At 72.0% G+C, this 9,979-nt stretch carries 10 protein-coding genes and 1 rRNA gene; 7 read left to right on the plus strand and 4 right to left on the minus strand.

Annotation, left to right across the window (positions count from 1 at the left end):
• The first annotated feature begins 68 nt into the window (after positions 1–68).
• Both ABD297_RS14025 and ABD297_RS14030 read left to right on the plus strand, forming a co-directional pair.
• Positions 69–902 (plus strand): purine-nucleoside phosphorylase, encoded by an 834-nt coding sequence (locus ABD297_RS14025; protein ID WP_344255572.1) that lies wholly within the window; start codon positions 69–71, stop codon positions 900–902.
• Complete coding sequence (locus ABD297_RS14030; protein WP_344255573.1) at positions 902–2,587, plus strand: phospho-sugar mutase; 1,686 nt, start codon at positions 902–904, stop codon at positions 2,585–2,587. Before ABD297_RS14025 ends, ABD297_RS14030 begins: the two co-directional genes overlap by 1 nt.
• 45 nt (positions 2,588–2,632) lie before the next feature.
• Here the strand turns inward: ABD297_RS14030 and ABD297_RS14035 are convergent, their stop codons facing one another.
• Positions 2,633–3,286 carry a PH domain-containing protein gene (locus tag ABD297_RS14035; protein ID WP_344255574.1) on the minus strand — a complete coding sequence of 218 codons (654 nt, stop codon included), beginning with the start codon at positions 3,284–3,286 and terminating at the stop codon, positions 2,633–2,635.
• Positions 3,287–3,341: 55 nt separating this feature from the next.
• Between ABD297_RS14035 and deoC the strand changes: the two genes are divergently transcribed.
• The 5 genes from deoC to ABD297_RS14060 are packed head-to-tail and all read left to right on the plus strand — an operon-like array spanning position 3,342 to position 8,091.
• Positions 3,342–4,328: a deoxyribose-phosphate aldolase gene (deoC, locus tag ABD297_RS14040; RefSeq protein ID WP_425581172.1), complete on the plus strand. Its 987-nt coding sequence runs from the start codon at positions 3,342–3,344 to the stop codon at positions 4,326–4,328.
• Positions 4,329–4,381: 53 nt separating this feature from the next.
• On the plus strand, positions 4,382–5,854 hold the full coding sequence (locus tag ABD297_RS14045) for an aldehyde dehydrogenase family protein (RefSeq protein WP_344255575.1): 1,473 nt from the start codon (positions 4,382–4,384) through the stop codon (positions 5,852–5,854).
• On the plus strand, positions 5,851–6,738 hold the full coding sequence (locus tag ABD297_RS14050) for an aldehyde dehydrogenase family protein (RefSeq protein WP_344255576.1): 888 nt from the start codon (positions 5,851–5,853) through the stop codon (positions 6,736–6,738). Before ABD297_RS14045 ends, ABD297_RS14050 begins: the two co-directional genes overlap by 4 nt.
• Positions 6,739–6,742: 4 nt before the next feature.
• Positions 6,743–7,399: a uridine kinase family protein gene (locus tag ABD297_RS14055; protein ID WP_344255577.1), complete on the plus strand. Its 657-nt coding sequence runs from the start codon at positions 6,743–6,745 to the stop codon at positions 7,397–7,399.
• Complete coding sequence (locus ABD297_RS14060; RefSeq protein WP_344255578.1) at positions 7,396–8,091, plus strand: aspartate/glutamate racemase family protein; 696 nt, start codon at positions 7,396–7,398, stop codon at positions 8,089–8,091. The genes ABD297_RS14055 and ABD297_RS14060 overlap by 4 nt, the downstream gene beginning before the upstream one ends.
• 56 nt (positions 8,092–8,147) lie before the next feature.
• On the opposite strand, the gene ABD297_RS14065 is transcribed toward ABD297_RS14060, so the two are convergent.
• The 3 genes from ABD297_RS14065 to rrf form a co-directional block, all read right to left on the minus strand.
• Entirely contained in the window at positions 8,148–9,341 is a 1,194-nt protein-coding gene (locus tag ABD297_RS14065) for an adenosine deaminase (protein ID WP_344255579.1), read from the minus strand.
• The gene (locus ABD297_RS14070; RefSeq protein ID WP_344255580.1) at positions 9,338–9,739 is read right to left on the minus strand and encodes a cupin domain-containing protein; all 402 of its coding nucleotides are present in this window, start codon (positions 9,737–9,739) and stop codon (positions 9,338–9,340) included. The genes ABD297_RS14065 and ABD297_RS14070 overlap by 4 nt, the downstream gene beginning before the upstream one ends.
• A 117-nt stretch (positions 9,740–9,856) precedes the next feature.
• Positions 9,857–9,973, minus strand: a 5S ribosomal RNA gene (gene rrf, locus ABD297_RS14075).
• Positions 9,974–9,979: the final 6 nt, after the last annotated feature.

Genomic DNA, 9,979 nt, shown 5'->3' on the forward strand with positions numbered 1-9,979 from the left:
CCCGAGGCCTGCCGCGGGGCGCCGGGGATCGGTGCCCGCGTCGCGACGACCTCGCTAGAGTCCTGACCGTGACCCGTTCCCACCGTGATCTCAACGACCCCTCCACCGACCCCTTCGACGTCGCCGCCGACGCCGCCGCCGTGATCGCCGAGCGCGCCGGCGTCGAGCACCACGACGTCGCGCTCGTCCTCGGCTCGGGCTGGGGCCAGACGGCCGACCTCATCGGCGAGACGCTCGCCACCATCGACAACGCCGACGTGCCGGGCTTCCACGCCGCGGCGGTCGCGGGACACTCGGGCAGCATGCGCTCGGTCGCCATCGGTGACACGGGCCGGCGGGCCCTCGTCTTCGGCACGCGCACCCACTTCTACGAGGGCCGCGGCGTGCGTGCCGTCGTCCACGGCGTGCGCACGGCCAAGGCGGCAGGGTGCCGGGTGGTCGTGCTGACCAACGGCTGCGGCGGTCTCAACCCTGCCTGGGCGCCGGGCACCCCGGTCCTCATCCGCGACCACATCAACCTGACGGCGCACTCCCCCATCGAGGGCGCGAACTTCGTCGACCTGACCGACCTCTACACGCCTCGCCTGCGCGACCTGGCACGTGAGGTCGACCCCGGCCTCGACGAGGGCGTCTACGTCCAGTTCCGTGGGCCCCACTACGAGACGCCGGCGGAGGTGCAGATGGCCAAGGTGATCGGCGGCGACCTCGTCGGGATGTCGACGAGCCTCGAGGCCATCGCGGCGCGCCAGGCGGGACTCGACGTCCTCGGCATCTCCCTCGTGACCAACCTCGCGGCCGGCATCTCCGACCAGCCTTTGAGCCACGCGGAGGTCCTCGAGGCGGGTCAGGCCGCCGCCGAGCGCTGCGGCCGCCTCCTCGCCGACGTCGTGGGTCGCCTCTGATGACCGCGGTCGGCACCACCGAGACGTTGTATGCCGCAGCGCGCGCCTGGCGTGACGACGACCCCGACCCGACGACCCGCGCGGAGCTCGACGCCGTGATCCAGCGCGCCTCCGGGGGCGACGAGGCCGCGGCGGCCGACCTCGCCGACCGCATGGCGGGGCTGCTCGAGTTCGGCACGGCGGGACTGCGCGGCGCCCTCGGCGCCGGTCCCAACCGGATGAACCGCAGCGTCGTCATCCGAGCGGCGGCCGGCCTCACGGCATACCTCAAGGACGAGGGACGAGCCGGCGAGGCGCCGACGGTCGTCATCGGCTACGACGCGCGCTACAACTCCGACGTCTTCGCGCGCGACACCGCGGCGGTGGTCGTCGCCGCCGGTGGACGCGCCCTGCTGCTGCCCCAGCCCCTGCCGACGCCCGTCCTGGCCTTCGCGATCCGTCACCTCGGGGCCGACGCCGGCGTCATGGTCACCGCGAGCCACAACCCGCCCCAGGACAACGGCTACAAGGTCTACCTCGGGGACGGCAGCCAGATCGTGCCCCCGTCGGACGCCCAGATCGCGGCACACATCGCCCGGGTGCAGCGGGTCGCCGACGTGCCCCGTGCGACCGAGGGGTGGGAGACGCTCGGCGACAAACTCCTCGAGCACTACGTCGACGCCGTCGTCACCGTCGTCGACCCGACCTCGCCCCGTGACCTGCGCACCGTCCACACGAGCCTGCACGGCGTCGGGCACGCGACGGTGCACACCGCGTTCGTCCAGGCGGGCTTCCCGGCTCCGGTCGTCGTCGACGAGCAGGCCGTGCCCGACCCCGACTTCCCGACGGTCGCCTTCCCCAACCCGGAGGAGAAGGGCGCCATCGACCTGGCGCTCGCCCGGGCCCGGTCCGTCGGGTGCGACCTCGTCATCGCCAACGACCCCGACGCCGACCGGTGCGCGGCGGCCGTGCTCGACCCGGCTCTCGGCGACTGGCGGATGCTGCGCGGCGACGAGGTCGGCGCGCTCCTCGGTGCGCACATCGTGCGGCGAGGCGTCTCGCGTCGAGACGTCTTCGCCAACTCGATCGTGTCCTCCCGCCTGCTGGCCTCGATCGCCAAGGCGGCGGGCGTGCGCCACGAGGAGACCTTGACCGGCTTCAAGTGGATCTCCCGGGTGGGCCGCCTGCGCTACGGCTACGAGGAGGCACTCGGCTACTGCGTGGCTCCCCGGATCGTGCGCGACAAGGACGGCGTCAGCGCCGCGCTGCTGCTCGCCGAGCTGGCGGCGACCCTCAAGGCCGAGGGGCGCACGCTCCCCGACCTGCTCGACGACCTCGCCGTCGAGCACGGCGTCCACGCGACCGACTCGTTCTCGGTGCGCGTCTCCGACCTCGCCCAGATCGACACCCTCATGGCGCGCCTGCGTGCCGAGCCGCCGACGACGGTGGCGGGTGTCGACGTCTCCCGCACCGACGACCTCAGCAGGGGTGACGGGGGCCTGCCGCCGACCGAGGGGCTGCGCTACCACCTCAAGGACCGGTCGCGGGTCATCGTGCGCCCGAGCGGCACCGAGCCCAAGGTCAAGGTCTACCTCGAGGTCATCGAGCCGGTGGCCGGCAGGTCCTCCCTCGGGGAGTCTCGGGCGGTGGCCGAGACGCGGCTCGCGCGGGTCCGCGCGGCGTTCGAGGCCCTGACCGCGCTGTGAGGTGTCGCGGGTGCAGGCACCGGCCGGTGCCTGCACCCGCGACGCTCAGGCGACGAAGGTGCCGATGACGAAGAAGGCCGTCGCGGCGAGCAGGAGCCCGACCGACACCGGGTCCCAGGTCTGGTGCGCGATACGTGGGGTGCGACCGTCCTTGCGGCGACGGTCCGCGGTCCGGCGCTCCTCGACCTCGGCGGCGACGACCTGGGCCTCGACCTTGGGCTTCGACGGCATCTCGATGGTGCCCTTGCCGCGGACCTTGTTGGCCCCGACGCTCATCAGGCCGCGGCCGTACCTCGGCCGGCCCGGGTCCGCCGGGACGCCCCACGCGGTGTAGCGCCGGCCCTCGACGAACAGCTCGAGCGCCCAGCGCGAGCGCACCTCGGAGATGACCGGCCACGAGACGTCGACGACCCGGAGCGGGTTGACCAGGCGGATCCCCTCCGCGTGGATGACGACGCAGGGCCGCACGACGAAGAGCCACAGCAGCACGAGCCCGAGCACGACCGTCGAGATGAGCGCCCAGCTGCGCGGGGAGGTCAGCAGCCCGGGGACGAGCAGCGCCAGCCCCGACAGGGCGCCGACGACCCCGACGCCGATCGCAGAGCCCGGGCGCAACGTCCGGGCGTCGCGCAGACCCGGCTCTCCCCCGGTATCGCCTTGGGGTTCCGGCACGGACGGCTGCGGCACATCGGGACTCACGGACAGACTCTCTCACGCGTCACGGACCATCTCAGCAGGTGGATAGACTCCCGTAGTGACTGTTAGCACCACGACGCGCACCGCGCAGGACCTCACCGCGCAGGCGCGGGACGTCCTCGGGGTGTCGCGCCTGACGAACCGCGCCCTGACCTCCTGGCTCCATGGCCTCCCCGGGGTCGACCAGGTCGGCTGCGAGGCACGGGCCGCCGCGCTCGGCACCCGCTCGGTCAAGACGACGAGCAAGGCCTGGGCCATCGACACCGCCATCGGCATGATCGACCTGACGACCCTCGAGGGCTCCGACACCGTCGGCAAGGTCCGGTCGCTGTGCGCCAAGGCGCTCGTGCCCGACGCCCTCGACCCGACGACGCCGAGGCCCGCCGCGATCTGCGTCTACGGCGACATGGTGGCGACGGCCAAGGCCGCGCTCGGCGACAGCGGCATCCACGTCGCCGCCGTGGCAACGGCCTTCCCGTCGGGACGCGCGAGCATGGCGGTCAAGCTCGCCGACACCCGTGACGCCGTCGAGGCCGGCGCCGACGAGATCGACATGGTCATCGACCGCGGCGCGTTCCTCTCGGGCGACTACCTCACGGTCTTCGACCAGATCGCCGAGGTCAAGCAGGCCTGCGGCGACGCGCACCTCAAGGTCATCATGGAGACGGGTGAGCTCGTCACCTACGACAACGTGCGCCGCGCCTCCTACCTCTCGATGCTCGCCGGCGGCGACTTCATCAAGACCTCGACCGGCAAGGTCCAGCCGGCCGCCACGCTCCCCGTCACCCTCATCATGCTCGAGGCCGTGCGCGACTGGCGCGAGCTCACGGGCGTCCAGGTCGGGGTCAAGCCCGCCGGTGGCATCAAGACCACCAAGGACGCCATCAAGTACCTCGTCATGGTCAGCGAGGTCGCCGGCGACGACTGGCTCTCCCCCGAGTGGTTCCGCTTCGGCGCGTCCAGCCTGCTCAACGACCTCATCCTCCAGCGCCAGAAGCTCACGACGGGTGCCTACTCCGGCGCCGACTACGTGACCATCGACTGACCGACCGCGCCCCGCACCGCGCCTGACACGACAGCGCCCACGAAAGACATCCCATGCCGAAGTTCGAGTACGCCCCCGCGCCCGAGTCGCGCGCCATCGTCACGATCGAGAAGTCCTACGGGCTCTTCATCGACGGCGCCTTCACGCGCCCCAAGGCGACCTTCCCGACGATCAACCCCGCCGACGAGACGGTCCTCGCCGAGGTGAGCCAGGCCGGCCCCAAGGACGTCGACAAGGCCGTCGCCGCGGCCCGCCGCGCCTACGAGGGCGTCTGGGGCCGGATGAGCGGCGCCGAGCGCGGCAAGTACCTCTTCCGCATCGCCCGCATCCTGCAGGAGCGGGCGCGCGAGTTCGCTGTCCTCGAGACGCTCGACAACGGCAAGCCGATCAAGGAGACCCGCGACGTCGACGTGCCGATCGCCGCGGCGCACTTCTTCTACCACGCGGGCTGGGCCGACAAGCTGGAGTATGCCGGCCTGTCCGCCTCGGGCGCCGACGTGCCGCGCCCGCACGGCGTGGTCGGGCAGGTCATCCCCTGGAACTTCCCGCTGCTCATGCTGGCGTGGAAGATCGCGCCCGCCCTCGCCACGGGCAACACCGTGGTCCTCAAGCCCGCCGAGACGACCCCGCTCACGGCCCTGCTCTTCGCCGAGGTGTGCCAGCAGGCCAATCTGCCCGCCGGCGTCGTCAACATCGTCACCGGCGACGGCCGCACCGGTCAGGCCCTCGTCGAGCACCCGGACGTCGACAAGATCGCCTTCACCGGCTCGACCGAGGTGGGCAGGTCGATCGCCCGCTCCATCGCCGGCACGTCCAAGAAGGCGACGCTCGAGCTCGGCGGCAAGGCCGCCAACATCGTCTTCGACGACGCCCCCATCGACCAGGCCGTCGAGGGGATCATCGGCGGCATCTTCTTCAACCAGGGCCAGGTGTGCTGCGCCGGCTCGCGCCTGCTCGTCCAGGAGAACGTGCACGACCAGGTCGTCGCCAGGCTGAAGCGTCGCCTGGAGACCCTGCGCGTCGGTGACCCGATGGACAAGAACAGCGACCTCGGCGCGATCAACAGCAAGGCGCAGCTCGACCGCATCACCTCGCTCGTCGAGGCCGGTGTCGCCGAGGGCGCCGAGCGCTGGAGCCCGGAGTGCACGCTGCCGTCCAAGGGCTACTGGTTTCCGCCCACCGTGCTCACCGGTGTCTCGCAGACGCACCGCGTCGCGACCGAGGAGATCTTCGGGCCGGTGCTGTCGGTCCTGACGTTCCGCACGCCGCAGGAGGCGGTCGCCAAGGCCAACAACACGGCATACGGCCTCTCGGCGGGAGTGTGGACCGAGAAGGGCTCCCGGATCCTCTGGATGGCCGACCAGCTGCGTGCCGGCGTCGTCTGGGCCAACACCTTCAACCGCTTCGACCCCACGTCGCCGTTCGGCGGCTACAAGGAGTCGGGCTACGGCCGCGAGGGCGGCCGCCACGGTCTCGAGGCCTACGTCACCACCGCCCCTGCAACCCTGACGGGAGCCGTCCGATGACCCGCCTCGACGTGCGCAAGACCTACAAGCTCTACATCGGCGGCGCCTTCCCGCGCAGCGAGTCCGGCCGCACCTACGAGGTCGTCTCGGCCAAGGGCGAGTTCCTCGCCAACGCGGCGATGGGCTCGCGCAAGGACGTCCGTGACGCCGTCGTCGCCGCTCGTGGCGCGCTCGCGAAGTGGTCGGGTGCGACCGCCTACAACCGCGGCCAGGTGCTCTACCGCGTCGCCGAGGTGCTCGAGGGCCGCCGCGCGCAGTTCATCGAGGAGGTGGCTGCCGGCGAGGGTCTCTCGCCGCGGGCTGCCGGCGCCACCGTCGACGCCGCCATCGACCGCGTCGTCTGGTACGCCGGGTGGACCGACAAGATCGCCCAGGTGCTCGGCAACCTCAACCCGGTGGCCGGCCCGTTCTTCAACGTCTCGGCGCCCGAGCCGACCGGTGTCGTGGGTGTCCTTGCGCCGCAAGGGTCCTCACTGCTCGGGCTCGTCTCGGTCGTGGCCCCGGTCATCGCCTCGGGCAACACGGCTGTCGTCGTGACGTCGGCCTCGCGGCCGCTGCCTGCCGTGACCTTCAGTGAGGTGCTCGCCACCTCGGACGTGCCCGGCGGGGTCGTCAACATCATCACGGCCCAGACCGCCGAGGTCGCGACCTGGCTCGCCGCGCACCGCGACGTCAACGCCGTCGACCTCACCGGTGTGGCCGGCGCCGACGGTGTCGACTGGGCCGCCCTCGAGGCAGAGGCGGCCGGCAACCTCAAGCGCGTCCTCCGCCCGGCCCTGGCGGGCGGCGTGCCCGTCGAGCCCGACTGGACCGCCGACCCGGGCCTGACCCGCATCCGCGCCTTCGTCGAGACGAAGACCGTCTGGCACCCCAAGGGCCTCTGACCCCGTGGTCGGAGGCGACGCGTCGGCCGTCGGCGAGAGCGGTTCCGGCCGCCGCCGCGTCATCCTGCTGACCGGCCCGAGCGGATCGGGAAAGAGCCGGCTCTCGGCGCGGCTGGAGTCCGCCCACGGGTGGCCCGTCGTGCGGCTCGACGACTTCTACCGCGAGGCCAGCGACCCGCGGCTGCCCCGCTCCCCCCTCGGCATCCCCGACTGGGACCACGCCGACTCGTGGGACGCCGAGTCGGCCGTCGAGGCCCTGCGCCGGCTCGTCGACGAGGGCACCGTCGAGGTCCCCGTCTACGACATCGGCGCGTCCGCGGTGACGGGACGGCACGTGGTCCGGGCGCGCGCCACCGACTACGTCATCGCCGAGGGGCTCTTCGCAGGTCGGCTCGTGGCCGCGCTCCACAGCGAGGAGCTGCTCGCCGAGGCGCTGTGCGTGCGCCAGAACCGGTCCCTGACCGCCGTGCGCCGGTTCGTCCGCGACCTGTCCGAGCGCCGCAAGCCGCCCCACATCCTCGTGCGCCGTGGGTTCGCCCTGTGGCGCGACGAGCCCCACGTGGTCGCCCAGGCCGAGGCGCACGGGGCGCGGTGCCTGCACCCCCGCCAGGCCGAGGCCGAGCTCGGCGCCCTGCTCCACGCGGGAGCCCGGGGCCGGTGAAGCTCATCGGCCTGCTGGGCGGCATGAGCTGGGAGTCGAGCGCCGAGTACTACCGCCTCGCCAACGAGCTGGTGCGCGAGCAGGTCGGCGGTCTCGCCTCGGCACGCCTGCTGCTGCACTCGGTCGACTTCGCCGAGGTCGAGCGGCTCCAGGCCGGTGGTCGGTGGAACGAGGCCGGCGAGCTCCTCGCCACTGCCGCGGCCGGGCTGGAGGCCGGCGGCGCCGAGCTGCTCGTCCTCTGCACCAACACGATGCACAAGGTGGCGCCAGCGATCGAGGCCGCCGTGACGATCCCGTTGCTGCACATCGGCGACGTGACGGCCGAGGCAGCGCGTGCGGCCGGTCTGGCGCGCGTGGGACTGCTCGCCACGGCATACACGATGGAGCAGGACTTCCTCCGCGACCGGCTGGCCGGTCACGGGCTGACCGTCCTCGTGCCCGACCCGGCAGACCGCGCGGTGGTGCACCGGGTCATCTACGACGAGCTGTGTCGCGGTGTCGTCACCGAGCAGTCCCGGCAGGCCTTCCGCGAGATCATCGCCCGTCTCGTCGCCGCCGGCGCCGAGGGCGTGGTCCTCGGCTGCACCGAGATCGAGCTGCTCGTGGACCAGACCGACTCGGCAGTGCCGGTCCTTCCCACCACCCGCCTGCACGTCGAGGCCGCGGTCGCCGCCGCCCTCGAAGGGGCGTGACGCCGCCGGCCCGCGGCAGCCTGTGGCACGGGCCCGAGAGGGGGGCTCGGGACCGCTCAGGCGATGGGCGGCGCGGCGTAGCCGAGGTCGGCGTAGCCCGGCTTGATGACACCGTCGATGACCGCGAGGCGCTCGTCGAAGGGGATGAAGGCCGACTTCATCGCGTTGATCGTCACCCAACGCAGGTCCTCGAGGCTCCAGCCCGCGTGGTCACGTAGCAGCGCCGCCTCCTTCGTCATGGACGTGTCGCTCATCAGTCGGTTGTCGGTGTTGAGCGTGACCCGGAACCGCAGCCGGCGCAGCAGGGTGATCGGGTGCAGGGCGATGGACAGGGCCGCTGACGTCTGCAGGTTGCTGCTCGGGCACATCTCGAGCGGGATCCGCTTGTCGCGCACGTAGGCGGCCAGACGTCCGAGACGCACGCGGTCCAGCTCCAGGGAGGTCAGGGCGCCCGCGTCGTCGCGATGGCCCTCGACCCACTCGGCGAACGGCGAACCGTCGATCGTGATGTCATCGACGATGCGCACGCCGTGGCCCAACCGGTCGGCGCCGCACCACTGGATCGCCTCCCAGATCGAGGGCAGCCCGAAGGCCTCCCCTGCGTGGATGGTGAAGTGGAAGTTCTCGCGCCGGAGGTACTCGAAGGCGTCGAGGTGACGGGTGGGCGGGTAGCCCGCCTCCGCGCCGGCGATGTCGAAGCCCGAGACGCCCTCGTCGCGGTAGCGGATCGCGAGCTCCGCGATCTCGGTGGACTTGGCGGCGTGGCGCATGGCCGTCAGGAGCGAGGTCACCTGGATGCGGTGGCCGACAGCCTTGGCCTTGGCCTCACCGTCGCGCAGACCGGCGTTGACCGCCTCGACGACGCCCTCGAGCGTCAGGCCGTGGCCCAGGTGCTGCTCGGGCGCGTAACGACTCTCGGCATAGACGACGCCGTCGGCCGCGAGGTCCTGGGCGCACTCGCTCGCCACGCGGAAGAGCCCCTCCCGGGTCTGCATGACCGCCAGGGTGTGGTCGAAGGTCTCGAGGTAGCGCGGCAGTGATCCCGAGTCGGCACTGTCGCGGAACCAGGTGCCAAGGGCCGACGCATCGGTCGCAGGCAGAGCGTAGTAGCCCGAGTCGTCGGCAAGCTCGATGATGGTCTGCGGACGCAGGCCGCCGTCGAGGTGGTCGTGAAGCAGAACCTTCGGCGCCCGGCGCAGCTCGGCATCGCTCGTGCCGGATGCTCCGGCACCCTGTGGGCTCTCGCTCATGCGGAGCCGCCGTGGGTGTTGGCGGCGGGGGCGTCGTCCTCGCGGTTCACGGTGTCCGGGCTGAAGGCCGGCAGGCAGACCGCGACGTACTCCGCACCGTCGGGACCACAGGAGTAGCGGATGCGCTCTCCCCCGCGGGTGATGACTGACTGACCGGCGGCCACCTCCAGGGCGCCGCCGTCGTGGTCGACGATGACCGTCCCGGCCAGGACGAGCGTGATCTCGTCGAACTCCGGCGTCTGGAACGGCTCGGACCATCCTGCGGGGGCCACCATGCGGGCCACCGAGACGGACGACTGCAGGTCCGCCCGGGGGGTGTTGACGGCACCGACGTGCTCGTCGATGACCTTGCCGCCGGGGACCGGGATACGGGTCGGGGAGGAGATGAGTTCAGGCACGAGCCCACACTAGTGGACGCCCAACAGGCCGTCACAGACGCCAAGAATGACCCGGTAAAAGCGGTGTGGAAATGCGACAACCCCGCCGGTTGTCCGGCGGGGTTGTCGTGAATGTGTGTCCGGCTGCGTCCTACTCTCCCACACCGTCACCAGTGCAGTACCATCGGCGCTGAAGGGCTTAGCTTCCGGGTTCGGAATGGAGCCGGGCGTTTCCCCTTCGCTATGACAGCCGAAACTCTA

The organism is Terrabacter carboxydivorans, from assembly GCF_039532035.1.
Lineage (GTDB): Bacteria > Actinomycetota > Actinomycetes > Actinomycetales > Dermatophilaceae > Terrabacter > Terrabacter carboxydivorans.

Bases quoted from the DNA above. Each gene is read 5' to 3' on its own strand.
- ABD297_RS14030 (WP_344255573.1), top strand. From the start codon at position 902: ATGACCGCGGTCGGCACCACCGAGACGTTGTATGCCGCAGCGCGCGCC.
- ABD297_RS14050 (WP_344255576.1), top strand. From the start codon at position 5,851: ATGACCCGCCTCGACGTGCGCAAGACCTACAAGCTCTACATCGGCGGC.
- ABD297_RS14065 (WP_344255579.1), bottom strand. From the start codon at position 9,341: ATGAGCGAGAGCCCACAGGGTGCCGGAGCATCCGGCACGAGCGATGCC.
- ABD297_RS14045 (WP_344255575.1), top strand. From the start codon at position 4,382: ATGCCGAAGTTCGAGTACGCCCCCGCGCCCGAGTCGCGCGCCATCGTC.